The sequence below is a fragment of the Micromonospora sp. NPDC005553 genome (genome assembly GCF_042871765.1).
Classification (GTDB): Bacteria; Actinomycetota; Actinomycetes; order Mycobacteriales; family Micromonosporaceae; genus Micromonospora.
Genome location: NZ_JBIAJD010000001.1, coordinates 23,168 through 46,856, shown reverse-complemented (window position 1 = coordinate 46,856; position 23,689 = coordinate 23,168). Strand labels below are relative to the sequence as shown.

At 71.3% G+C, this 23,689-nt stretch carries 24 protein-coding genes and 1 riboswitch; of the genes, 6 read left to right on the top strand and 18 right to left on the bottom strand.

All coding sequences use genetic code 11. The annotated features are described in order from the left end of the window. Positions 1–117: 117 nt before the first annotated feature. The gene (locus tag ACFYPG_RS00250) at positions 118–933 is read left to right on the top strand and encodes an alpha/beta fold hydrolase (RefSeq protein WP_387349199.1); all 816 of its coding nucleotides are present in this window, start codon (positions 118–120) and stop codon (positions 931–933) included. Continuing rightward, on the top strand, positions 930–1,730 hold the full coding sequence (locus ACFYPG_RS00245; RefSeq protein ID WP_387349197.1) for an NAD-dependent epimerase/dehydratase family protein: 801 nt from the start codon (positions 930–932) through the stop codon (positions 1,728–1,730). The genes ACFYPG_RS00250 and ACFYPG_RS00245 overlap by 4 nt, the downstream gene beginning before the upstream one ends. Here ACFYPG_RS00245 and ACFYPG_RS00240 read toward each other — a convergent pair. The 3 genes from ACFYPG_RS00240 to ACFYPG_RS00230 form a co-directional block, all read right to left on the bottom strand. After that, on the bottom strand, positions 1,709–2,263 hold the full coding sequence (locus tag ACFYPG_RS00240) for a DUF6193 family natural product biosynthesis protein (RefSeq protein WP_387349195.1): 555 nt from the start codon (positions 2,261–2,263) through the stop codon (positions 1,709–1,711). The genes ACFYPG_RS00245 and ACFYPG_RS00240 overlap by 22 nt on opposite strands. 354 nt (positions 2,264–2,617) lie before the next feature. Beyond that, positions 2,618–3,148, bottom strand: a complete 531-nt coding sequence (locus ACFYPG_RS00235) for a hypothetical protein (RefSeq protein ID WP_387349193.1) — start codon at positions 3,146–3,148, stop codon at positions 2,618–2,620. A gap of 46 nt (positions 3,149–3,194) precedes the next feature. Continuing rightward, a complete protein-coding gene (locus tag ACFYPG_RS00230) occupies positions 3,195–3,596 on the bottom strand; it encodes an AAA family ATPase (protein WP_387349192.1) in 402 nt (133 codons plus the stop codon). Between ACFYPG_RS00230 and ACFYPG_RS00225 the strand changes: the two genes are divergently transcribed. Beyond that, the gene (locus ACFYPG_RS00225; RefSeq protein WP_387349190.1) at positions 3,591–4,586 is read left to right on the top strand and encodes a tyrosine-type recombinase/integrase; all 996 of its coding nucleotides are present in this window, start codon (positions 3,591–3,593) and stop codon (positions 4,584–4,586) included. The genes ACFYPG_RS00230 and ACFYPG_RS00225 overlap by 6 nt on opposite strands. Positions 4,587–4,592: 6 nt before the next feature. On the opposite strand, the gene ACFYPG_RS00220 is transcribed toward ACFYPG_RS00225, so the two are convergent. The 5 genes from ACFYPG_RS00220 to ACFYPG_RS00200 all read right to left on the bottom strand — a co-directional run bounded on the left by ACFYPG_RS00220 (position 4,593) and on the right by ACFYPG_RS00200 (position 10,078). Continuing rightward, positions 4,593–5,279: a fasciclin domain-containing protein gene (locus ACFYPG_RS00220; RefSeq protein WP_387349188.1), complete on the bottom strand. Its 687-nt coding sequence runs from the start codon at positions 5,277–5,279 to the stop codon at positions 4,593–4,595. A gap of 92 nt (positions 5,280–5,371) precedes the next feature. Beyond that, the gene (locus ACFYPG_RS00215; protein WP_387349186.1) at positions 5,372–7,480 is read right to left on the bottom strand and encodes a M14 family zinc carboxypeptidase; all 2,109 of its coding nucleotides are present in this window, start codon (positions 7,478–7,480) and stop codon (positions 5,372–5,374) included. Between the two features lie 109 nt (positions 7,481–7,589). Next, positions 7,590–8,372 (bottom strand): MBL fold metallo-hydrolase, encoded by a 783-nt coding sequence (locus ACFYPG_RS00210; protein ID WP_387349184.1) that lies wholly within the window; start codon positions 8,370–8,372, stop codon positions 7,590–7,592. 14 nt (positions 8,373–8,386) lie between these two features. Then, a complete protein-coding gene (locus ACFYPG_RS00205; protein WP_387349182.1) occupies positions 8,387–9,187 on the bottom strand; it encodes an alpha/beta hydrolase in 801 nt (266 codons plus the stop codon). A gap of 111 nt (positions 9,188–9,298) precedes the next feature. Further along, on the bottom strand, positions 9,299–10,078 hold the full coding sequence (locus tag ACFYPG_RS00200) for an endonuclease/exonuclease/phosphatase family protein (protein WP_355007546.1): 780 nt from the start codon (positions 10,076–10,078) through the stop codon (positions 9,299–9,301). A 183-nt stretch (positions 10,079–10,261) separates the two neighbouring features. Between ACFYPG_RS00200 and ACFYPG_RS00195 the strand changes: the two genes are divergently transcribed. Continuing rightward, on the top strand, positions 10,262–11,032 hold the full coding sequence (locus tag ACFYPG_RS00195) for a TSUP family transporter (RefSeq protein WP_355007547.1): 771 nt from the start codon (positions 10,262–10,264) through the stop codon (positions 11,030–11,032). A 161-nt stretch (positions 11,033–11,193) separates the two neighbouring features. Here ACFYPG_RS00195 and def read toward each other — a convergent pair whose 3' ends face one another. Continuing rightward, on the bottom strand, positions 11,194–11,703 hold the full coding sequence (def, locus tag ACFYPG_RS00190) for a peptide deformylase (RefSeq protein WP_387349180.1): 510 nt from the start codon (positions 11,701–11,703) through the stop codon (positions 11,194–11,196). A gap of 32 nt (positions 11,704–11,735) precedes the next feature. Further along, positions 11,736–12,956 carry a chorismate-binding protein gene (locus ACFYPG_RS00185; protein ID WP_387349179.1) on the bottom strand — a complete coding sequence of 407 codons (1,221 nt, stop codon included), beginning with the start codon at positions 12,954–12,956 and terminating at the stop codon, positions 11,736–11,738. A gap of 123 nt (positions 12,957–13,079) precedes the next feature. On the opposite strand from ACFYPG_RS00185, the gene ACFYPG_RS00180 reads away from it, so the two are divergent. Continuing rightward, on the top strand, positions 13,080–13,280 hold the full coding sequence (locus ACFYPG_RS00180; protein ID WP_007460326.1) for a DUF5999 family protein: 201 nt from the start codon (positions 13,080–13,082) through the stop codon (positions 13,278–13,280). A gap of 149 nt (positions 13,281–13,429) precedes the next feature. On the opposite strand, the gene gcvP is transcribed toward ACFYPG_RS00180, so the two are convergent. The 3 genes from gcvP to ACFYPG_RS00165 all read right to left on the bottom strand — a co-directional run bounded on the left by gcvP (position 13,430) and on the right by ACFYPG_RS00165 (position 18,538). Further along, positions 13,430–16,252, bottom strand: coding sequence for an aminomethyl-transferring glycine dehydrogenase (gene gcvP, locus ACFYPG_RS00175; RefSeq protein ID WP_387349177.1), 2,823 nt, complete (start codon positions 16,250–16,252; stop codon positions 13,430–13,432). Between the two features lie 73 nt (positions 16,253–16,325). Further along, positions 16,326–16,424, bottom strand: a riboswitch (glycine riboswitch). Between the two features lie 106 nt (positions 16,425–16,530). After that, entirely contained in the window at positions 16,531–17,373 is an 843-nt protein-coding gene (locus ACFYPG_RS00170; protein WP_387349175.1) for an NAD-dependent protein deacetylase, read from the bottom strand. 97 nt (positions 17,374–17,470) lie between these two features. Further along, positions 17,471–18,538 carry a MerR family transcriptional regulator gene (locus tag ACFYPG_RS00165; RefSeq protein ID WP_387350847.1) on the bottom strand — a complete coding sequence of 356 codons (1,068 nt, stop codon included), beginning with the start codon at positions 18,536–18,538 and terminating at the stop codon, positions 17,471–17,473. Between the two features lie 100 nt (positions 18,539–18,638). On the opposite strand from ACFYPG_RS00165, the gene ACFYPG_RS00160 reads away from it, so the two are divergent. After that, positions 18,639–19,295: an NAD(P)H-binding protein gene (locus tag ACFYPG_RS00160; protein WP_355007550.1), complete on the top strand. Its 657-nt coding sequence runs from the start codon at positions 18,639–18,641 to the stop codon at positions 19,293–19,295. A 54-nt stretch (positions 19,296–19,349) separates the two neighbouring features. On the opposite strand, the gene ACFYPG_RS00155 is transcribed toward ACFYPG_RS00160, so the two are convergent. From ACFYPG_RS00155 to ACFYPG_RS00135, 5 genes are all read right to left on the bottom strand, one after another. Next, positions 19,350–20,309, bottom strand: coding sequence for an SAM-dependent methyltransferase (locus ACFYPG_RS00155; RefSeq protein ID WP_387349174.1), 960 nt, complete (start codon positions 20,307–20,309; stop codon positions 19,350–19,352). A 114-nt stretch (positions 20,310–20,423) separates the two neighbouring features. Then, the gene (locus ACFYPG_RS00150; RefSeq protein ID WP_355007552.1) at positions 20,424–21,119 is read right to left on the bottom strand and encodes a cell division protein DivIVA; all 696 of its coding nucleotides are present in this window, start codon (positions 21,117–21,119) and stop codon (positions 20,424–20,426) included. Then, positions 21,116–22,297 (bottom strand): globin domain-containing protein, encoded by a 1,182-nt coding sequence (locus ACFYPG_RS00145; RefSeq protein WP_355007553.1) that lies wholly within the window; start codon positions 22,295–22,297, stop codon positions 21,116–21,118. Before ACFYPG_RS00145 ends, ACFYPG_RS00150 begins: the two co-directional genes overlap by 4 nt. A gap of 2 nt (positions 22,298–22,299) precedes the next feature. Beyond that, positions 22,300–22,698: a group 1 truncated hemoglobin gene (locus tag ACFYPG_RS00140; RefSeq protein WP_355007554.1), complete on the bottom strand. Its 399-nt coding sequence runs from the start codon at positions 22,696–22,698 to the stop codon at positions 22,300–22,302. A 258-nt stretch (positions 22,699–22,956) separates the two neighbouring features. Beyond that, complete coding sequence (locus tag ACFYPG_RS00135) at positions 22,957–23,553, bottom strand: MerR family transcriptional regulator (RefSeq protein ID WP_355007555.1); 597 nt, start codon at positions 23,551–23,553, stop codon at positions 22,957–22,959. Positions 23,554–23,689: the final 136 nt, after the last annotated feature.

Here is a 23,689-nt window from a genome sequence, read left to right as displayed (position 1 = left end):
GAGCGCACCACTGTAGACACCACCCACCGAAGACGCAGACCAGTTTCACCCGCGGCCCGCCCGGCATGAGACGGTGAACCTGAACCCCACCGCCGACAAACCCAACGAGGACTCCCGATGAACCTGGCGTTCGACCACACGGCGGAGACCGGACCAGCGGTGGTGTGCCTCCCCATGTTCAGCATGAGCCGCGCCGCCACGGCCGCCGCCTTCCACCCCGCCTTCGCCGGCACCGGCCTACGAGAGATCTACCTGGACCTACCCGGCCACGGAGACACCCCCGCACACTGCCCACCCACCTCCCAGGCAGTGCTGGACACCGTCTGCGCCTGGCTCGACCACCACCTCGACACGCCAGCCCTGCTCGCCGGCGGCTCCTACGGCGCGTACCTGGCCGCCGGCATCGCCCGCCAACGACCCGACCTCGTCCGCGGCCTGCTCCTCGTCTGCCCCGGTGTCACCATCGCCCGCCACAGCCGCAACCTGCCCGACGACCCACCACTCGAAGCACCCCCGGGCTGGCTCGACGCCGCTCCCACCGAACTGCACCCACATCTGGACGCCGCCCTGGGTCACCGCACCCCAGGGGTCGTCGCGACGGTGCTCGCCGCACTGAACTCCGGCGGCCCCGGTGACCCGACATTCCAACAGGAGTTGCAGAGCGGCCCCGACTACGCGCTACCCGACGAGAACACCGAGGTCGTCTTCGACAGCCCGGTCAGCGTGATCACCGGCCGGCAGGACCGCATCGTCGGGTACGCCGACCAGTTCCACGCCATGCGCCACTATTCGCGCGGCACCTACAGCGTGATCGACGGGGCCGGGCACTACCTGCCGTACGAACAACCCACCCTGCTGCGCTCACTCACCCAGGACTGGCTGCGCCGTACGACCGCCGACGTGTCGGTAGGGGAGAGGACACTGCCGCCATGACTCCATCTCTCGGCACCGTCGTCGTCACGGGCGCAGCCGGTCGCATCGGCACCATCGTTCGGGAAGCCCTACGTAACGAGGCCCGTCAGCTTGTCCTCATCGATCGCGACCCGCTGACCCCGCAGTCGCCGACGGAACGAGTCATCTGCCTGGACCTGGCCAACCTCGACGCCGTGGTCTCGGCGTTCGAGGGTGCCGACGTCGTGATTCACCTCGCTGGCGTGCCGGACGAGGCACCGCTGGCCAACCTGTTGAACGGCAACGTGCTGGGCACGTTCCACGTGCTCGAGGCTGCCCGCCGGCAGCGGGTCGGCCGAGTCGTCCTGGCCAGCAGCAACCGGGTCACCGGCTTCTATCCGGTCGGGAAGGTCGTGGACCCTGATGATCCAGTCCGACCGGACGGCTTCTACGGCGTGAGCAAGGTAGCGATCGAGGCGCTTGGCCGCCTGTACGCGGACAAATTCGCCCTGTCCGTGGTGTGCCTGCGCATCGGGAGCGTAGAGGACAGCCCAGATGAAGCGCGATATCTCGCCACGTGGCTCAGCCCACGCGACTGTGCGGGTTTCATCCGGGCGGCCAGCACCGCGCCTGCCGTCTCCTTTGTGACCGCCTACGCCGTGTCGGCGAACACCCGCCGATTCTGGAGCCTGGACGCGGGCATCAATCTCGGCTACACGCCGGTCGACAACGCGGAAGACCACGCCGCCCACGTGCCGGGCGCCGAGGAGCACGTCGACTCCCGCGCGCCGCAGGGAGGCGCCTATACCAACGCGGACTACTCCCTCAAGCACATCTGAACGCGACCGCTGACCCGATGCGTTGAAGTCCAATCCGGCAGCCCAGCCAGAACCAGAGCGACACTGCGAGCAGCATCAGCGATTCCCCACTCGCATCGGCGGTCTGCCGCCGCCACCCGGTACCGATCGCCGTCCAGTGGTTCGACCCAGGGGCAGTCGCCGCTGTAGGGAAAGCCAGCGGTTCTGCTGAAGCCGAGGGCCCCATGACTGAAGAAGGGCATCAGCAGGCGCAGCCGGGGCTCGCGGATGGCCACTGTGATGAAGGAATGCAGGCGGAGCAGTTGCGGAGCCCGACGGGCGTTCTTGTGGTACTGCCGCCAGGTGTACTCGGCGGCGTCGCCACGCTCGTGCGCCTCAGCGAGAGGGCTGAAGGTAACGAACGACCAATCGCGACCCAGCTCCCGAAGTCGCGACCCTGACTGCCAGGTCCGCATCGCGCCGGCCACCGCGTGCAGATCGTCGGTGTTGCCCCGCGCCAGGCAGACTCCACCCGCGCAGAACTGCATCAGGAAGATCCGCTCGTTGGTGCCCATGAGGGCAGTGGCGGTGCGCGCGCCGTCGTGCACTCTCGCTCCCACGAAACGCCAACCGGGTGCTGCGTCGGGAAGGGCACGCAGGAGCGGGGCAACTTCATCGAACTCGGTTTGCAGAATGCGGTCGAGACTGCCCGCGCGAGCAACGTCCGGGTAGAGAACCGGATCTGGCCGCGTTGGACCACGATGGTCAGACACGTTCCATGATGCCTCGCGGATCTCGTTGATCGAGGCGCGGGCGCGGCAGGCTCAGGCCCTTCTCGACTACTTCCGACCCACCAACGTAAAGTTCGATAATGCACATTATGTAAAGTAGACTTGTTTGGTGGTCCCCTCACCGTGGGCAAGCAGCCACTACTCGCGCATCAGCCCTGGCGGCAGGGCGTCGTCATCGGGCCCGACGCGGCGGGCGTTGACCAGCGGATTGTGGTGCAGCGCCGCGACGAGGGCGGCGCTGGCGCCGATGTCAGTCCAGGTGTCGTCCCAGAGGGCGGAGATCAGCCAGGAGCGATCCGCCGGAAACAACAGGTCAGGCAGCGGCCCGTTGCCGCGCATGTGACCGGTCCGCCAGGTCAGGGCCTGCTCGGGTCCGGCTTCGACCAGCACGTAGGACCAGTCCCCGTACAGGGACACCCGTGGAGCACGCGGGAAGACGACGTCGTGGGCGCCGGTCTGGAGATAGCCCAGCCACCACGGCTGGTCCGGGGTGTACGCGGCCAGTTCGTCGACCACGGCGCGCTCGTGGTCGACGAAGCTGACGCCGTCGGGCGGGTAGAAGGTGGCGTATGCAGCGAATACTGGCGGAATCGCCGCGGTAATCGCGACACCCAGTGTGGTGCGGTCGGCGAGCCAGGCGACGTCGCTGGCCGTGCCGATCCGCCACACCCGACCGTCCCTGACGAAGTCCGCGGGGTCCGTCGAAACCGACGCGTCATCCGCATCGCTGCCTCCGGCGACGACGGTTGGCGTTGCCCAGGGAGCCCACCCAGGATGGTCGGCCGCCTGCCACGTGTGCCCCTCGGGGCAGACCCAACCTATGGGCTCGTCGGGCTCCCGGTACACAGTCGGCCGGCCGGATCGGCCACAGTCGGGACAGGTGGCGGCTGGTGACGTCATACCGGGCACGGTACGTGCGGTAGGTCCCCGCGCTGGCGATCCGGTCGATCCCGGCCTCCCGGATTACCGGGTGTCCGCGGCGGCCCAGCGCCTCGACCAGTGTGGTCTTGCCGGTTCCCTGGGCTCCGGTCAGGACGTAGCGCCGCGGTTCGGTCACCGCACTCCCCCTCCTTGCTTCCAGGAAACCCGAAAATGCTGCATAATATCCCTTATGCATGACAAACGGGACGAATCGCTCGGGGTGCTGATCGAGGAGTTCCTGACCGCGCGGGCCACCCGTAAGCCCTCCCCGCACACCCTGGCCGCGTACCGCAGGGATCTGCGAACGATCGCGGCTCTGGTCGCGGAGGATGCCACCCCTCCCCTACCCCTGGACGCGTTGTCGATCACCGACCTCTCCCCCCGGGTGATGCGCGCGGCCTTCGCCCGGTTCGCCGCCCCCCGGGCGCCCGCGTCGGTGCACAGGGCCTGGTCCACCTGGAACAACTTCTTCACGTTCCTGGTCGCTGACGGGTTCGTGGCGGGCAATCCGATGCCGGCGGTTGGGCGGCCTCGGGCGCTACTCCCCCAGCCGAAGCCGTTGCGCGGCGCGGACACCCCCGAGGTGCTGCTCGCGTCCGCCGCGCGGGACGAGGGCCGGCAACGCGACCCGTGGCCGGAGCGGGACGTGGCGGTGTTGGCGGTGGCGCTCTGCGCCGGGCTGCGTCTGTCGGAGTTGCTGGCGTTGCGCGTCGACTCGCTCGGCGGTCGGCCCGGTGAGCGGCGGGTCGAGGTGGCGGGCAAGGGTGGGCGGCCTCGGGTGGTGCCGATCGAGGCGGATCTGGACCGGGTGCTGCGGGACTACCTGGACAGTCGGGTGCGGCGCTTCGGTTCGCGGTCGGTACGCCCCGACTCGCCGTTTCTGGTGGATCGGCGTGGTGAGCCGTTGCGCCGTGGTGGCCTGCAGTATCTCGTCGAGTCGTGTTACCGGCGGGCCGGTATCGGTGACCGGGTGCCGCGGGGGGCGCGGCTGCACGCGCTGCGGCACACGTTCGCGACCCGGTTGGCGGAGGACGGTGCGAGCGCGGCGGAGATCATGCGGTTGTTGGGGCACGCGTCGTTGGCGTCGTCGCAGACGTACATCGAGGTGACGGCCGGGCAGCAGCGTGACGCGGTCCGCGCCAATCGGACCAACCGCGCGTTGGCGGGTCTGGTGCCGCCGGGGTGAGGGTGGTCAGTGTGCGCGGTGGCCGGTGCCGTCGGCGGTGACGGGCAGGGGGCCGAGGACGGCGTTGATGAGGTGGATGCGGGCGTTGGTGGCCTGGTAGTCGGCGCAGACCGTGTCGGCGCGGTCGCCGAGGCGGGCGGTGGGCCCGGTGCGGGTGACGGTGACGGTGACGCCGTCGAGGGTGGTGGCGGTGCCGGCGGTGGTGAGGTCGGCGATCGGGTGGTTTCCGGTGATGAGGTGGGCTTTCAGCAGGGTGCGGAGCTGGTCGGTGTGGTGGGTCATGAGGTCGTCCCAGTTGTCCTCGGAGAACGTGGCGGCGAAGGCGTCGTCGGAGGGCGCCAGGAGGGTGACGCCCTCGCCGGCGGGTAGGTCGTTGAGGACGCCGCTGGTGCGCAGTGCCGCTTCGAACGTGGTGAGGGTGGGGATCCAGCGCAGCGCCGCCTCGACGGGTTGCCCGGCGAGGAAGCTCGGGTTGCCGGGGTCGGTGCCGGTGGGCAGGGCGGCGCAGAGTGGCCCGGTGGGCTGGGGTGCGGTGTTGGCGGGCGCGGCGTCCGTGCGGGGGGCTGCCGGGCTGCCGGTGCAGGCGGCCAGCAGCAGGGTCGGCAGGAGCAGGCCGAGCGTCCGGCGGACGCGTCGAGCGCCGTGCGGTCCGCGGGATCGTCGGTGTCGCGGTGCGGTGGCGGGGTGCGACACGGCGGCCTCCACGGGTGCGGTGTTGCTGGTGGGGTGCCGGCGGCGCGGGTGTCGGGTCCGCGCCGCCGGCGTGATGGCTCGCTAGTTGTCGGTCACAGTGCCGCGCACTGGGTGGTGCGGGGGCCGTGCACGGTGTTGGCCACGCCCAGGTTGGTCGGGGCGGGGTTGTTTGCCGTGCAGTTGAGTGGGCCGCGGATGGTGTTGCCGACCAGCAGGGGTGCGTCGGTGCCGGTGGTGTTGCCGGTCAGGCTGACCGGGCCGGCGATGGTGACGTCGATGACGGAGACCGCGTTGGTGGTCTTCGCGATCTGGACCGGGCCGTTGATGGTGCCGTCGGCGAGGAGGATGCCGGCGGCGCCGGTGGCGGTGACCGGGCCGCTGATGGTCGTTCCGGTCGCGACGAGTGCCGCGCCGGCCCGGACGGTGACCGGGCCGTTGATGGTGGCGTCGTCGGCGCAGGTGAAGCCGGTGACGGTCAGGGGTCCGTTGCGGCGGCCGGTGAGGGTGGGATAGACGCGTTCGCCGTCGGTCAGCTTCTCCACGCCCTTGCCGTCGAGGAGCAGAGGGATGAGGCCGCGTTCGGGTTGGTTGAGGGGGACGTAGTAGCCGTCCTCGGTCTTGATGACCTTCCAGCCGTGGGCGGCGATGCGCTGGGCGACGGTGGTGCCGACGCCACCGGGTCCGTCGGTGCGGGCGCCGTTGTACTGCTCGTCGGTGAGTTTGTAGGCGCAGGGCGGGTTGTCGAGGATCAGGTCGGCGGGGGGCGCGTCGAGTGGTGGTGGGCTGTCGCCGGGGTGCGGTGCCGGGTGGGCGGGGATGGGGCGGGAGCCGCGGAAGACCAGCCGGCCGGTGTTGGCGGCTTGGGTTTCGATGGCTTCGCTGCGGGCTTTCAGGATGTCGGCGCGGTCGGCGCGGTGGTAGTCGAGGAACTGCTGGAACGTCCACAGGGCGGAGTAGGTCTTGCGGCGCCGGTTGTTGGCGGTGTTGCCCTCGTCGGGGCGGGTCTGGCCGCCGGCGCTGCGCAGTTCCAGCAGGGAGTTGGTGACGTTCTTGAGCCCGAGGGTGTTGCGCAGGATGGTTTCCTCGCTGAGGCCGACGTTGCCGCCGCCTTCGCAGCCGTAGGGGCAGGCCCACCAGCCGGCTTCGGCGCCCTTGGCGTACATGTGGCCTTCGATCATGTCCTGGGACTGGTCGAAGATGGGTTGGGCGACGTTCTGGTGCCGTGGGGGCAGCATCGGCAGGTCGCCGGCGCGGGAGTTGCCGAACTCGTGGCCGTCGTAGCCGGCGACGGGTCGGTAGTCGCGGACCATTTTGATGTACGCGGCGGTCTCGGGTTGGCGGATCAGGGAGTAGTCGCGGTTGAGGTCCTGGCCGGTGGAGTTGCCGCGGGTGTTGTTGGCGCGGCCGTCTCCGTTGATGGTGGGGACGATCAGGACGGTGGTGTGGCTGAGCAGGTCGGTGATGCGGGGGTCGGTGCTGAAGGCGAGTTGGCGGGCCATGATGAGGCAGGCTTCGCGGTCGCCGGGTTCGTTGCCGTGCACGTTGCAGTTGATGGCCACTGGTGCGGTGGCGGCGACGGCTTGCGGGGTGGCCGCCGGGGTGGGGTGGCCGATGACCATCATGTTGATGGGTCGGTTCTGGACGGTGCGGCCGAGTTCGACGACGCGTACGCGGTCGCTGAGGGCGTCGATGGCGGCGGTGTAGGCGTACTCGTCGGTGTCGCTGGTGTACTGCGCGGCGTGGGTGGTTTCCCAGCCGGTGCGCAGTTGCTCGCCGGGGGTGGTGGGGTTGCCCCAGGGTGCGGTGGTGGTGGCGGTGACCGGGTCGGAGTAGGGCTGTTCGGTGGTGTCGGTGCGGGCGCGTACGCGCCATTGGAAGGTGTCGCCGGGGTTGTAGCCGGCGTCGGCGAAGGTGGGTGCCTGTTGGTTGATCTGGCGGTTGGGTCGCCAGATACCGACGATGGTGGGTGCGCCGGTGGGGGTGTTGTCGGCGTCGACGGGGGTGCGTTCGATCTGGTAGTCGGTGGCGCCGTCGACGGGTTGCCAGGCGAGGGTGGTGTATCCGTCGGCCTGGTGGGCGGTGAGGGCGGTGACCTGGTCGGGTGGTGCGGCGGTGTGGGCGTTGGCGGGGGTGGCTGCGGTGGTGAGGGTGAGGGCGATGAGGGTGGACACGGCGATGAGGGTTTGTCGCTGGCGTCTCATGTGGCCTCCGACGAGTTGATCGTGGCGTGTCGACCAGCATGATCGTCGAAGTCCGTCGATGCAATGATCTTGAGGGAATCTTGCGACTTGGCGGTCCGCTCCCCCGCCCTCAGGCGTTGATGGTGGTGGGCTCACCCGGTGGGAGCCAGCGGATGCTGTCGCGTACCAGAGGCGGCGCGGCGGTGAACGCGCGCTCGATGACCTCGCGGGGTTCCTGGAAGTGCTGCCAGCCCTCGTAGTGCACCGGGATCGCGGTGTGGGGTCGCAGGGCGGCGCAGAGTTTCGCGGCCCGCCGGGCCGTCATCGAGTAGCGCAGCGGACCGGTGACGGGGAATCGCACTCCGCCCAGGTGCAGCAGCACCGTGCCGACCCGGATGCGGGTTGCGACCTGGCGTACCCGGCGGGTCAGCACCGTGTCGCCGGTGATCCAGAGCGCGCCGTGTTGTTGCCCGGCCCAGCGCAGGACGAAGCCGATGACGGCGCCGACGATCGGGCCGCTCAGTGGCGGACCGTGCCGGCACGGCGTGGCGGTCACGTCGATCGTCGGCCGTCCGGGCTGCGTGAGCCGGGTGCGCTGCCCGGCGCGCAGGCCCCGGGTGTCGGGGCCGAGCCGTCGTGCCCCGGGCACGGTGGTGATGACCGTGCCCGCAGCGCTCAGCAGCGCCCGGCCGTTGTGGTCGAGGTTGTCGCCGTGGTGGTCGTGGCTGAGCAGCACCGCATGGATTGGCCCGATGTCGGCGGCGGGGATCGCCGGGCCGGTGATTTTGCGCGACGAGGTACCCCAGCCGAAGGTGTAGCGCCGCCCGGGCGGGTCGAACGTGGGGTCGGTGAGCAGCCGCCACCCGCCGATTTCGATCAGCGTGGTGGGACCACCGATATGGGTGATCCGCATCGGGTGTGCGGTGCTCACCGAGCGTGCCGCAGGGCCCAGTCGAGGGCGACGTCGGCGATGCGCTGCCAGCCCTGCTGGGCGGGCAGCAGGTGCGCGTACCCCTCGAAGAGCTCGACCTCGGTGATGGTGTCGCCCTTGTAGTGCGCGGCGTTGGAGCGCTGCACGCTGGGCGGCATGATGTGGTCCTCGGAGCCGGAGATGAACAGCAGCGGGGCGCGTTGGTCGTTGTGGTAGTCGACCGCGATGTCCTGGGGGCCGGGCAGCAGGTTGGCCAGGACGCTGTCCCAGAGGATGCCGCCGGCGGCGGGGATGGCGTAGCGCTCGTACAGGGCGCGGGCGGTCTGTTCGTCGAAGGTGTTGGTGAAGGCGTAGTGCCACTGCTCGAAGGTGAACCCGACGGCGCGGTGCCGGTTGGCGGGGTTGCGCAGCACCGGGAAGGTGGAGCGCAGCTGCGAGAACGGGATGTTCCTGACGCCTTCGGTGGGCGCCGAGTTGAGGGCGACGGCGCTGGCGCCGTACCCCCGGTCGAGCAGTACCTGGGTGAACGCCCCGCCGGCGGAGTGGCCCATGATGATCGGCGGCTTGGGCAGCGCGGCGACGACTTCGATGAGATGGTCGATGACCTGCGGCGCGGTCAGCGTCTCCAGGGGGCTTGGGTCGGCGTTGATCGCCTCGACCTCGCCTTCCAGCCCCGGGTAGGTGGGGGTGAGCACCTGGAAGCCCTTGGCCTGGTAGTGGGTGACCCAGTGTTCCCAACTGCGGGGGGTGACCCAGAACCCGTGGATGAGGACGATGGTGTCCGGCGTGTCGCTCATGGTCAGCTCCGTTGGTGTCGGGGGTGGCGATGGCGCAACGGCGGTGGTGTCGGTGAGCCCACCCTAGACATTCGTTGCCCACGATGGCGGCACATCCCGAAGGGCTGGTTGTCAGCCGAGGTCGACCAGCAGGGGGCGGTGGTCGCTGATGGTGGACGACGGCGCGGTGACCGCGCGGACCGGTGGGAGGGCGGCGAGGGCGTGTCGGTCGGCGAGGATGTGGTCGAGTTGGACGCGGGGCTGCCCGGACGGGTAGGTGGGGCGTCGGCCCAGGGGGTGCCAGCCGGAGATGAGCCGGGCCGCTCCGGCGGGCAGGTTGAGGTCGCCGAGCAGGACGCGGGGCCCCGGTAGCGCGCGCAGGGCACGGACGGTCTGACGTAGTTGGCGGGCGTTCCAGCCGGGCACGAAGGACAGGTGGGTCGCGGCGACGGTGAGGGGGCCGTGCGGGGTGTCCAGGACGGCGGCGAGGATCACGCGGGGCTCGTCGTGCAGCAGGATGAGACCGCCGCGGGGGCCGGGCACGTAGACCGGTGAGCGCACCGGTGCCGGCTTGAGTCGGGTGACCTGCCAGCTGCGGACGGGGTGTCGGCTGATCAGGCCGATGCCGTAGCAGGGCTCCCCGTGGCCGTCGTCTTCGTGGCGCAGAGGGCGGAACTGTTCGCCGGGGGTGCCGACGACGGCCGCGGCGAAGCGGTGGTGTGGTGCGCCGAGGGCGCGGGCGGCGATGGCGGTGAGGTCGAGGTTGCCGCTGCGACGTTGGTCGCGGTCGACCTCCTGAAGGGCGAGCACGTCCGCGTCGAGGGCCCCGATCGCGGCGGCGAGTCGGTCGGAGTCGACGAGCCCGTCGGTGAGGGACCGTCCGTGCAGCAGGTTGAAGGTGGCCAGGCGCACTCCTGCACCTTACGTGCCCGTGGCATGGTTGCCGGGTGGTGAAGGTGTTGCTGTGTTCGGTGCTGGTGTTCGTGGCGATCGGCGCGTTGGGGGTGTGGTTGCGGCGTACGCGGGGTCGGTGAGCGGGTGAGGCTGACCACTCGGTGCCCGTTGCGGCGTGGCGGGTGGGCAGAATTGCCGCCCGTGGACGCCGTGACGCTGAGTACTCTGCTGGCCGCCGCGGCGATGGCCGGGTGGGTCGATGCCGTGGTCGGTGGTGGCGGGTTGTTGCTGCTGCCGGCGTTGTTGGTGGCCGCCCCGGGGTTGCCGGTGGCCACCGCGCTGGGCACGAACAAGCTGGCCGCGATCTTCGGCACGGCCACGGCGGCGGCGACGTACGCGCGCAGGACGACTGTCGACTGGCGGGTGGCGGGCCCGGCGGCGGGGCTCGCGGTGCTCAGCGCGGGGGTGGGCGCGGCGCTGGCCGGGGCGGTGCCGGCGTCGGCGTACCGGCCGGTCGTCCTTGTGGTGCTGGTGGCGGTGGCGGTCTTCGTGCTGTTGCGTCCCCGGATGGGAGCGGTCGCGGTGCCGGCGAAGCGCACCACGGTGCGGGTGGCGGCGGTGATCGCGGTGGCCGGGGTGGGGATCGCCCTGTACGACGGGTTGATCGGCCCGGGCACCGGCACGTTCCTGGTGTTGGCGTTCACCGCCCTCGTGGGCGCGGACTTCGTGCACGGCTCGGCGATGGCGAAGGTCGTCAACGCGGGGACGAACCTGGGCGCGCTGGTGGTGTTCGCGGCGACCGGGCACGTGTGGTGGCTGCTGGGCGCGGGCATGGCCGTGTGCAACATCGCCGGCGCGGTGCTGGGGGCGCGGATGGCGTTGCGCCGCGGCTCCGGGTTCGTGCGGGTGGTGTTGCTGGTGGTGGTGGTGGCGTTGGTCGCGAAGCTGGGCCACGACCAGTGGGTGAGCTAAGGCCGGTTTCGTAAGAACTGGCCGGCCTGCGGCGGGCCCGGACGACGACCGGCGGCGTTGCGGTTGCGTCCGGATACAACACCGGTATCCGGACGCAACCGCGCCTTGCCGGATCGCCGCCCGGACTCCGCCTCGGCTCGACCGCCCTTACGAAACCGGCCTTAGCCGCGTCGGCTGGGTGAGTCGAAGCGTCCGGCGCGGATCTCGCGCAGGGCGCGGCGGCGGGTGTCGCCGCGCAGGGTGTCGACGTAGAGCCGCCCGCCCAGGTGGTCGGTCTCGTGTTGCAGGGCGCGGGCCAGGAACCCGCTGCCGGTGATGGTCAGTGGCTCACCGTGCTGGTCGACGCCGTGGGCGGTGGCGTGCAGGGCCCGCACGGTCGGGAAGTACAGCCCGGGGATGGACAGGCAGCCCTCCTCGTCGTCCTGGAGTTCGTCGGACAGTTCGAGGGTGGGGTTGATGAGGTGGCCGCGGTGCCCGTCGGCGTCGTAGACGAACACCTGGGCGCTGACGCCGATCTGCGGTGCGGCGACGCCGGCGCGGCCGGGGGCGCCGAGCAGGGTGTCCATCAGGTCGGTGACGAGGGCGCGTAGCTCGGCGTCGAAGGTGGTGACCGGTTCGCATCCGGTGCGCAGGACAGGGTCGCCGATGATCCGGATGGGCCGCATGGTCATGGGGTTCAGCGTATCGCCGTGCGGTGCCGCGGTCAGCGCCCGGCCAGGGTGGCGCGGATCGGGGTGGTCTTCGCGGCGGCCTCGGCGACCTCGGCGTGTGCGTCGCTGTCCCAGGTGATGCCGCCGCCGGCCCAGGTGTGCAGTCGTTGGCCGTCGGCGGCGGCGGTGCGGATGGTCAGGCCCAGGTCGACGTGGCCCGGGGTGACCCAGCCCAGCGCGCCCATGCTGGCGCCGCGTCCGACGGGTTCGAGGGCGCTGATCTGGCTCAGGGCGGCGAGTTTCGGGGCGCCGGTGACGGAGCCGCCGGGGCAGGTGGCGCGCAGCAGGTCGGCGAGGCCGAGGCCGTCGGCGGCGGCGGCGCGCACCGTCGACTCGGCCTGCCACAGGTCGCACCAGCGGCGGACGGCGAACAGTTCGTCGACGGTGACGGTGCCGGTGCGGGCGATGCGGGCGAGGTCGTTGCGTTCCAGGTCGACGATCATGATGTGTTCGGCGCGTTCCTTGGCGCTGGCGAGCAGCTCGGCGCGGCCGGCGGCGGTGGCCGGGCGGGTCCCCTTGATCGGTCGGGTGATCACCTGCCCGTCGGTGACCTCGACGAGGGTTTCCGGGGAGGCGCAGCCGATGGCCCAGCCGTCGCCGGTGAGGACGCCGCCGTAGCGGGCGCCGGGCAGCGCGCCGAGGCGCTTCAGGGCGGGCAGCGGGTCGCCGCTGTAGGGGGCGGCGGCGTGGCCGACGAGGTTGCTCTGGTAGACGTCGCCGCGGCCGATGGCGGCGCGGACCGCGTCGACGGCGTCGGCGTGCTGGCCGGGGGTCCAGCTCTCGACCCAGTCGCCCAGCCACCACGGTGGCGGTGGTCCGGGCCGGGTGAACCGGGTGGGGCCGTGCTGGTAGACCACGACGACGAGGTCGGGTAGGGCCGGTGCGGGCTCGGGCGCCCCGGTGGGTGCGCCGGCCAGCAGCGCCCCGGCGGCGGCGGACAGGTACAGCGCCGCGCCGCAGACCCCGGCGCCGTGCTGGCCGGTGGCGGGTCGGGTCAGGTCGTGCAGGGGTAGGCCGTGCGCGGCGAGGAACTCCTCGGCGAGGGCCGCGGGGTCGCCGCCGTCGCCGAGGGACCAGTGCAGACGGGCGCGTTCGGTCAGCGCGCCCCGGCACGCGGCCGGCGCGGCGGGTACATCGACAGTCGCAGCCGGGCCGCTGCTCGCAGCGAACACCTTTGGGAGCGTTTCCACGCCGTACGGTCCAACCTTCCTCATCCGTTCAGTGGATTTCCCGTGCACCAGGCGGGCACCTGCTCGATGCTGGACACTTTCGCTTGGTACTGTGCGTCACTGGTCATGTGAACCATGACACAGTGCCCCCACAGTCCGGAGAACCCGATGTGCCAGCACCAACCGACCTGCCCCTCCGCTGAAGCCACCGACCGGGAAGCCGCGCGGGTCCTCGCCTGCTTCCGTGAGCAGGGCTGGAGCCTGCTCTGCAATGGCGTCATCGTCTTCGAGGACACCGGCGAGCTGCTTCCTGACGGCAGCAGCATCGCACCGCACCGCGGTCCCGCCCGCCACGCTCTCGTGGCCTGACCGACCACTCAGCGTCACCGTTTAGCCGCCGTCGACCCAGGCTAGTCCCCCGGTAAGGGACGTCCCCGCCCAGGTCGCAGCGGCTGCCGGGGCAGGCCGTACCGCCCGCCCCGGCGCGCCGTCGTCAGTCTCGACCGGCTGCGGCGTCGTCAGTCCTCGAACGCCTCCGGCGACGGGCACGAGCAGACCAGATTCCGGTCGCCGTACGCGCCGTCGATGCGCCGCACCGGCGGCCAGTACTTCCCGGCCCGGTCCACCCCGGCCGGGTACGCGCCCACCGACCGCGGGTACGCGTGCGACCACTCGTCACCGCTGACCATCGCCGCGGTGTGCGGCGCGTTCGCCAGGGGATTGTCCCCCGCCGGCCACGCCCCGGAACCCACCTGCTCGATCTCCGCGCGGATCGCGATCATCGCGTCGCAGAACCGGTCCAGCTCGGCCAGGTCCTCGCTCTCGGTCGGCTCCACCATCAGCGTTCCCGCCACCGGGAACGACATCGTGGGCGCGTGGAAGCCGTAGTCGATCAGCCGCTTCGCCACGTCGTCGACGCTCACCCCGGTCGCCTTCGTCAACGGCCGCAGGTCGAGGATGCACTCGTGGGCCACCAGGCCCTTGTTGCCGGCGTACAGCACCGGGAAGTGCCCCCGCAGCCGCGCCGCCACGTAGTTCGCCGCGAGGACCGCCACACCGGTGGCCCGGGTCAGCCCCTCGGCACCCATCATCCGCAGGTACGCCCACGGGATCGGCAGGATCCCCGCCGACCCGTACTTCGCCGCCGAGATCGCCGGCGTGGCGTCGACGTGCGCGCCCAGCGGGTCACCGGGCAGGAACGGCGCCAGGTGCGCGCGCACCGCCACCGGGCCCACCCCCGGGCCGCCGCCGCCGTGCGGGATGCAGAACGTCTTGTGCAGGTTCAGGTGCGACACGTCCGCGCCGAACTTGCCGGGCTTGGCGAACCCGACCAGGGCGTTGAGGTTCGCCCCGTCGACGTACACCTGCCCGCCCGCGTCGTGGACCTTCGCGCACAGCGACGCGATGCCCGTCTCGTACACACCGTGCGTGGACGGGTACGTCACCATGATCGCGGCGAGCGCGTCGCGGTGCTTGTCGATCTTCGCGTCGAGGTCGACGAGGTCGACGTTGCCGTCGTCGTCGCAGGTCACCACCACGACCCGCATCCCGGCCATCACCGCCGACGCCGCGTTCGTGCCGTGCGCCGACGACGGGATCAGACACACATCGCGGTGCGTCTCCCCCCGCGACGCGTGGTACGAGCGGATCGCCAACAGGCCGGCCAGCTCACCCTGCGATCCGGCGTTGGGTTGCACGCTGACCGCGTCGTACCCGGTCACCTCGGCCAGCCACGACTCCAGCTGACCGATCATCTCCCGGTACCCGGCGGTCTGCGCGTCCGGGGCGAACGGGTGGATGTTCGCGAACTCCGCCCAGCTGACCGGCTCCATCTCGGTGGTCGCGTTCAGCTTCATCGTGCACGACCCGAGCGGGATCATGCCCCGGTCCAGGGCGTAGTCGAAGTCCGACAACCGCCGCAGGTAGCGCAGCATCGCCGTCTCCGAGTGGTGGCTGCGGAACACCGGGTGGGTGAGGAAGTCGCTGCCGCGAATCAGGTCGACGGGCAGCGCCGCGTCCGCGTCGGCGTCGAACGCGGGCACCCCGAACGCCGCCCACACCTGCGCCAGGTGCGCGTCGGTCGTGGTCTCGTCGCAGGACACCCCCACCCGGTCGGCGTCGACCAGCCGCAGGTTGACACCACGCTCCGCGGCGGCGGCCACCACCTCGGCGGCCCTCCCGGGCACGGTCGCGGTGACGGTGTCGAAGAACGCGACGTCCGCGACGTCCACCCCACCGGCGCGCAACCCGGCCGCGACCCGCGCCGCCATCGCATGGGTACGCGTCGCGATGGCGCGCAGCCCGTCCGGGCCGTGGTAGACGGCGTACATGCCGGCCATCACAGCCAGGAGCACCTGCGCGGTGCAGATGTTGCTGGTCGCCTTCTCCCGGCGGATGTGCTGCTCACGGGTCTGCAACGCCAACCGGTAGGCCGGGTTGCCGTCCGCGTCGCGCGACACCCCGACCAGGCGCCCGGGCAGCATCCGCTCCAGGCCCGACCGCACCGCCAGGTAACCGGCGTGCGGCCCACCGAAGCCCATGGGTACGCCGAAACGCTGGGTGGTGCCGGCGGCGATGTCCGCGCCGATCTCCCCCGGTGCGCGCAGCAGCGTCAACGCCAGCAGGTCCGCCGCCACGGTCACCAGGGCGCCGACGGCGTGCGCCGCCTCCACGAGGCCGGCGTGGTCGCGTACCGCACCGGACGCCCCCGGATACTGCAGGTGCAGGCCGAAGAACTCCGCCGGCAACTCGTCACGCTGCACGTCGAGGACCCGCACGTCGATGCCGAGCGGCTCGGCCCGGCTGGTGATCACCGCGATGGTCTGCGGCAACGCGTCGGCGTCGACGACGTACACGCCGCTCTTGCTCTTGGAAGCCCGCCGCGCCAGGGTCATCGCCTCCGCCGCCGCGGTGCCCTCGTCGAGCATGGAGGCGTTCGCGGTGGCCAGGCCGGTCAGGTCGGTGACCATGGTCTGGAAGTTCAGCAGCGCCTCCAACCGGCCCTGGCTGATCTCCGGCTGGTACGGCGTGTACGCCGTGTACCAGGCCGGGTCTTCGAGGACGTTGCGGCGGATCACGGCCGGGGTGTGCGTGCCGTGGTACCCGAGCCCGATCATGGAGACGGCGACGGTGTTACGCGCCGCGAGGGCCCGCAGCTCGGCGATCGTCTCGGCCTCGGTGGCCGCCGCGGGCAGGTCGAGGGTGCCGTGCCAGCGGATCACCTCGGGGATCGCGGCGTCCATCAGCTCGTCGATCGAGTCGTGCCCGACGACCTCCAGCATCCGACGCTCATCGTCGGGGCCGGGACCGATGTGACGGGTGGCGAACTGCTCTACGGTCATAGGGGGCGCTCCCGGGGCGAGGTCGACGTGTCGGCCTCCCCCTCTGTCGCACCCACAGGGGCACTCCACAGCGCCTGCCCACGAGGTCCTTTTGCCTGAGAGGTTCCGGGGAGGATTTGCCCCTTCGGCGCCGCCCTGCGTGCTGTCGGGCGGTCTCTCCCACGTGGGTGTTACCGGCGTGGTCAACGCTACCAGCGTCGGTGTTTCCGGCAGATGTCCTACCCCCGGGGGGCTGATGTTCCCCCTCCTGGCCGGGGTGCCCATCCGGGGCTGGCCCGTCAGACCCCCAGCGGCGTCCCGGCGCCGACCCGCGCGGCCAGCTGCGGCAGCACCGCGCCCAGCGGCGCGTCGACGCACACGGTGGCGTGATCGTCACCCCGGGTCGGCCCCTGGTTGACGATCGCGACCGGGATGCCCCGTTTCGCGGCCCGAATCACGAACCGGCGCCCGGACATCACCGTCAACGACGACCCGAGCACCAGCAACGCGCGGGCCTGCTCCACGGCCGCGAAACACCGCGCCACCCGCTGCGGCGGCACCGTCTCACCGAAGAACACCACGTCTGGTTTCAGCATCCCGGTGCCGCAGATCCCGCAGTCCACCGGCCGGAACGCCTCCACCTGCTCATCGGGGAGATCAACATCACCGTCCGGGTTGACGGCGGCGACGCGGGCCACGAACTCCGGGTTGGCCTCGCGCAACCGCCGGTGCAGTTCCTCCCGGGAGGTGAGGTTGCCGCAGTCCAGGCAGGTCACCTCGTCGAGGCGGCCGTGCAACTCGATCACCGACGGGCTGCCGGCCGCACCGTGCAGACCGTCGACGTTCTGGGTGATGACCGTGTCGACCAGCCCGGCGTGCTGCAACCCGGCCACCGCCCGGTGCCCGGCGTTGGGCGCCGCGCCCGCGATCAGCCGCCAGCCCAGGTGGCTGCGCGCCCAGTAGCGGCGCCGCGCGAGGGGATCGCGGGTGAACGCCTGGAAGGTCATCGGCGTGTGCCGCCGCGCGACCCCGCTGGGCCCCCGGTAGTCCGGAATTCCCGACTCGGTGGACAGGCCGGCGCCGCTGAGCACCACCACCCCGCCACCGGCCACCAGCGAGTGCAACGCGTCGAAGCTCTCCATCACCTCTCCATGCTGCCTCAACCGGGCCGCTGACGCCGAGCCCGCGCCGGGTGGGCGGCCCCACCCGGCGCGGACGACGGCCATGCGGCGATGACGGTTATGCGGCTAGGACGTCGGCGACGACGCAGGCGATGTTGTCCGGGGCCCCCTCGGCCCGCGCCAGATCGATCAGCGCCCGCACCGTGTCCTCGGGATCGTCCGTCGCAGCCAACGCCGACCCCAACCCGGCCCGGTCGACGACCGCGGACAGCCCGTCGGAGCACAACAGGTACCGGTCACCCGGCACCGCGGTACGCAGCGCCAGATCCGCCTCGACCTGCCGGCCGCCACCGAGGGCACGCACCAGCACCGCGCGCTGCGGATGCGTCGCGGCCTGGTCCCGGTCGAGCCGACCCTGATCAACCTGGGTCTGCACCCAGGTGTGATCCTGCGTGAGCAACGACAACTCACCGCCGCGCAGCAGGTAGGCCCGGGTGTCACCGACGTGCACCAGCGCCAGCCGGGAACCGCTGAGCAGCAGCGCGGTCAGCGTCGTGACGGGCTGGTCGGTGTCGGTGGCCAACCCGTGCACGGCACTGTCGGCGGCGCTCACCGCGCCGCCCAGCATCGTCAGCAGGTCCGCGCCCGGCACGTCGGTCAGGGCCAACGGCTTCAGGGCGTCGACGGCGGCGGCGCTGGCGGCCGCGCCGCCGGGCCCCCGCATCCCGTCGGCCACGGCGAGCAACCGCTCGCTGGCGTACGCGGTGTCCTCGTTGCTGTCGCGCACCAGCCCGGTGTCACAACCGGCGGCAAAGCGAACGACAACTGTGGGATCCGGGTCAGACATGGTGGTACCCCCTTCAGACAGGTGGTCCACGAGGAGGGTGGCGAGCCGGGCGCGGGCCGCGGTGTCAGCGCTGACCTGCCGCCAGTACGCGGTGACCGCGTCAGCCGCCGCTGCCGGCTCCAGGTCACACACGACCCGGATCGTCGCCAGCGGCATACCGAGCCGACGCAACTGGGCGACCAGCCGCGCCACCGGCAGCTGAGCCGGGTCGTAGAGCCGGTAACCGGACTCCGGATCGACAGCGGCCGGCACCAACAGCCCACCCTGGTCGTACAGACGCAACGCCTTCGGCGTCAGCCTCGCCGCCCGGGCGAACGCCCCGATGGTCATCAGCCCCACGTCGACATCCTCCTCGCGCCGGTCACGGCGACCGGCACCCACCAGGCTCAGGGTTGCCCGAAGGTCAAGGTCAAGCCGATGACGCCGGTAGGTTGGGCGCATGCGCGTCGTCATCGCCGGAGGCCACGGCAGGATTGCCCTACTGTTGCAACGCCACCTCGTCGGGCGCGGCGACACCGCCGTCGGCCTCATCCGCAACCCTGAGCAGACCGCGACGCTACGCGCCGCCGGCGCCACCCCCGTCGTCTGCGACCTGGAACACACACCGCCGGAACAGGTGGCCGAGCATCTGCACGGCGCCGACGCGGTGGTCTTCGCCGCCGGCGCGGGTCCCGGCAGCGGCGCCGCCCGCAAGGACACCGTCGACCGGGCCGCCGCCGCGCTGCTCGCCGACGCCGCCACCCACGCCGGCGTCCACCGCTACCTGCTCGTCTCCTCCATGGGCGTGGACACACCACCCGCCCCCGGCACCGACGACGTGTGGGCGGCGTACCTGCGCGCCAAACGCGCCGCCGAGGACGACCTGCGCCGCCGCGACCTGGCCTGGACGGTGCTGCGACCCGGCCGGCTCACCGACGACCCACCCACCGGGCGGGTCACCCTCACCCCACACGCCGGTAGTGGCGCGATCAGCCGCACCGACGTCGCCCACGTCCTCGCCGCGCTGCTCGACGAACCGGGCACCACCGGCGCGACACTGGAACTCGTCGACGGACCCACCCCGATCGTCGAGGCCGTCCGCGCCGCCGCCAGCTGACCGACCCGTCGCGCCGCAGGGGCTCGGCTGACACCCACCCGCCAGGTGTGACCCTCAGCCGCCGGGGCGGTGCGCGGCGACCAACACCGGCCCACCGGGGACCGTCGGAAAACGCCGAACGTCACCCAACCCGGCCTCCGCCAGCACCGCCGCCATCCGGTCGGCGTCGAAGGCGTTGCCGCCGTTGCGGACGGCGTTCCACCGGTCGACGGCCGCCCGCAACGGGTCCCCGGCCGGCGGATTGGTGCCAGCCACCAGCCAGCCACCGGGTCGCAGCGCCTGCACCAACCGGGGCAACGCGAGCGCCAACGTCTGCTGGGGAAGAAACGGCGCCGGCACCCAGACCAGGTCGTACCCATCCGGCTCGGCCACGTCCGCGACGTCCTGCCGGCGCACACTGATCCGGTCCGCGACGTCGCGCGCCTCGGCCAACTCCCCGCGAGCCAGGTCCAACGCCCGCTGCAGCACGTCGATGCCCACCACCGACACCCGGGGCAACGCGCGGGCCAGGGCGACAGCCAACGCCGCCACGCCGGTGCCCACGTCCAGCACCCGGGCATCCGCCGAGTCCAAGCGCTCCGCCAGCCCCGCCAACTCGGGCACCACCCGGGTCGCCAACGCCCGGCCGGTCGCCGCCGACGCCCGACCCTGATGCAGCAACACCTCGTCGTCGACCTGCGCCCAGCCCGCGCCACCCCCACCGGAAGGCTCCTGCGCCGCCGCGGCGACCGCCTGCCGCAGCGAACTCAACCGCGCCTGCACCGCGCTGCGCCCGGTCGGCCCGTCGGCAGGCACCAGCGACGGGTGCGCGACCGGCGTCCCGCCGTCCCAGGACAGCAGACCGGCCGCTTCCAGTACCGCGCTGCGGTGCGGCGACGCCGCGAGGACCTCGGCGAGCGGGGCCGACAGGGCGTCACTCATGGTGCCGACAGCGGCCGCCAGCGCCCACGCCGACGCCTCCAACGCGGTCAGCGGGTCCGCCGATCCGCCGGATGGAGACGGTGATACCGACACGATGGCACCTCCCCCCGGGGCGGGCCACCGGTCAGCCCCGCCTGACCCCTCCGACTATGCCACCGCCGCCAGCGCACCGGGTGGGGTCCACGTCAGCGCACCCCACCCGGCGACTCAGCGCTGCTGGTGCCGCGGCAACGCCGACTGACCCACCACACCACCCACGAACGGCGCCCCCGGCGTCTCCGCCGCGATCCGATCCATGGTGCGCGCCAACTGCTCACTGCCGTCGTCGAGATGCCGCGCCGCCGCCTGCATGTGCGACACCATCATCTCGCCGAAGATCCGCAACGCCTCCCGGGTCGCCACCGTGTCGTCGAAGCTCGACCCCGCCGCGCTGCGGTACTCCGCCACCGCCCGCTCCGCCTCCTGCTTCGCCTCCGCCTCCGCCGCGTGCAGGTAACTCTCGTACTGCACCCGGGCGTACTCGGCGACCCGACGCGCGTAGTCATGCGCCTGCGCGATTATCTGCTCGGCCTCCCGCTGCGCCGCCGACAGCAGATTCACCTCACGCGCCGCCGGAAGCTTCGCCGCCGCCCCCGTACTCGGGATCACCCCGTGCCGGTGCAACTCCACCCGGTCGGTCAGCCGCTCGTTCTCCGCCCGCAACGTCGCGATCTGCGTCGCCAACAGGTCCAACTCGTCAGCGACCTGCACCCGGAACCGGTCCACATCAGCGTTGTCGTAACCACGCCGAGCGAACGACGCCGCACCGAACTCCCACCGCCGAACCCGGTCGGCGGTCATCCGCACCTGCACACCGCCGGACACCTGCACCCCGTCATACCGACTGATCGGCGTCGCACTCACCTGTGCCCACCTCCCGAAGTGCCACCCGCAGCCGACTGCTGCACCGCCGTGCGCCACGCCGGGCCATACCACTGCGCGCCCAGGCCCTCGTGGTGCACCTGACCCGCGTGGTAGCCCGCCTGCACCAACGTCCGCACCGCGTGCGACACCATCTCGTCCGACCCACACACGAACACGTGCCGGGACCGCCAGTCACCGTCGGCCAACGCCCGGTCCACCGCCTGCACGAACTCCCCCGGCCGGTGCATGTCGGCACCGACCACGTACGTCACCGTCAACCACGGATACGACGACGCCAACTTGTCGATCGCATCGCTGTCGTAGAACTCGCTACGGGACCGGGCCCCCACATACAGGTCCACCCGCCGGCGGGAACCCTCCGCGGCCACCTGCTCCACCAACGCCTTCATCGGCGCCCAGCCGGTACCCGACACCAACAGCAACAGGTCACTGGAGCCCGCCGCCCACAACCCCAGCCGGTCCCCCACCGGCGCCGCCAGGTGGACCGGATCCCCCACCGCCGACCCGTACACCAGCCGCGACGACACCGCACCACCCGGCGCGGCCCGCACATGCAACTCCAACGTGCCGTCCGCCCGCGGCGCGTTCGCCGGCGAGTAGTACCGCCACGACCGCACCGACGGGTGCGACACCCCGATCGACTGACCCGGCGTGAACGGCAACAGATACTGCGGACGCACCGTCAACACCGCCACGTCGAACGCCCGCCGCTCATGCGCCACGATCTCCGCCACCCACCACGGCGGATTGACCGCCTCAGCGGCCTGCGCGGCCTCCACCATCACCTGGGCGACCAACCCGTACGCCGCCGTCCAGTCCGCAGCCAACTCGTCGGTCCACTGCTCGGCGAGGAAATGCTGCAACGTCGCCACCAGCGCCTCACCGACCGCCGGATAATGCTCCGCGCGGACCGCGAACTTGCGGTGATCCGCGCCGAGATCCTGCAGGAAACCAACCAGCCGATCCACCTGGTCCACGTTGGACACGATGTGACCCAACGCGGTCACGAGGCGATCCCGCTGACCAGCCATGTTCGTGGGGAACATCTGCCGCGTCTCGGGATGGGCGAGGAACAACGTCGAGTAGAAGTAGAGCGGCACCTGGTCGCCGTGACCGGCGACCACCGACCAGCTCTGCTTGAGGCGAGCGGCGTCCACGCTCAGACGCCCGACCTGTTCCCGGCAGCCACCACCTGGCCCTGCACCTGCCCCAGCACCGTCTGCACATCGGCGATGACGTCCGCCGGCACTCCGAGCTCGGTCAGCGTCACCGTCAGGTACTCGCCCACCTTCGCGTAGTGGCCCGCCGTGATGTTCAACGGCTGGTGCGCCTCGTCCAACCCGCGACCCGTGTACTCGTTCGGGCCACCCAGCACCACCGTCAACATCAACGCCAGATGCCGCCGCTGACCCGCCATGTCCACGCCAGCGAAATAGCCCGCCAACTCCGGGTCCGCGAGCACCTTGTCGTAGAACAGCTCAACCGCCGCCTTGACCGAACTGGCACCGCCAATGCGGTCGTAGTGCGAGGCGGGAACAGTCTCTTCCGTAACCGTCACGGTCGTTCCTTCCGGGGGGTGAAGGGTCCAGAACCGTGAGGGACCATAGCGTGTCAACCGCCCCCGGTCAGCGCCCCCTTATCGGATTCCCGACAACACGACGACACGCTGCGTCACCACTACCGATGGGTATCTCCACAGTGGGCGACCGACACGACACCCACAGTATCCACAGTGGACCGACACGGTCGATCAACCCTCGCCACCGTCACCGACGGTCGCGAGAAAACAACCGGAAAAAATCGAAAGATCGAACTGTCAGCCGGCGCGCCGCCGCGCCCGCCGCGCCGCCAACTCGTCACCCACCGGATCCGGGCCCGCCGCCACCACCGGCTCCACCGGGCCGCTCGTCGCCGGCTCCGCCGGCAGATGCGACAACGACCCCTGGATCTCCTTGAAAGCCCCACCGATCGCGATGCCGAAGACCCCCTGGCCACCCTGCAACAGGTCGACCACCTCCTCCGGAGACCGGCACTCGTACACCGTCGTCCCATCAGAGATCAGCGTGATCCCCGCCAGATCCTCCACACCACGCGACCGCAACGCCTCGATCGCCTTACGGATGTTCTGCAGGGACACCCCCGCATCCAACAACCGCTTCACGACCTTCAACACCACCAGGTCCCGGAACGAATACAACCGCTGCGTCCCCGAACCCGAGGCATCACGAACGCTCGGCACCACCAGCGTCGTCCGCGCCCAGTAATCCAACTGCCGGTAACTGATGCCCACCGCATGGCAGGCCGTCACACCTCGGTAACCAACCGAACCGTCACCCTCAGCCGCCACACCTGGCGACGAGGCACCCGACTCGTCGAACTCTGCACCCGGATCGGAATCCCGCGGCTCGTGCATCCGGACAACCTCCCCGTCAGTGTGGCGACGCATCGTTTCCTCCGACGCGCACCCCTCGACATGGAAACCCTATCGCCACCGTCAGGGGTTACCACGGAGGAACCGACGCGACACGCCGCGCAGCCACCGAGAAAGA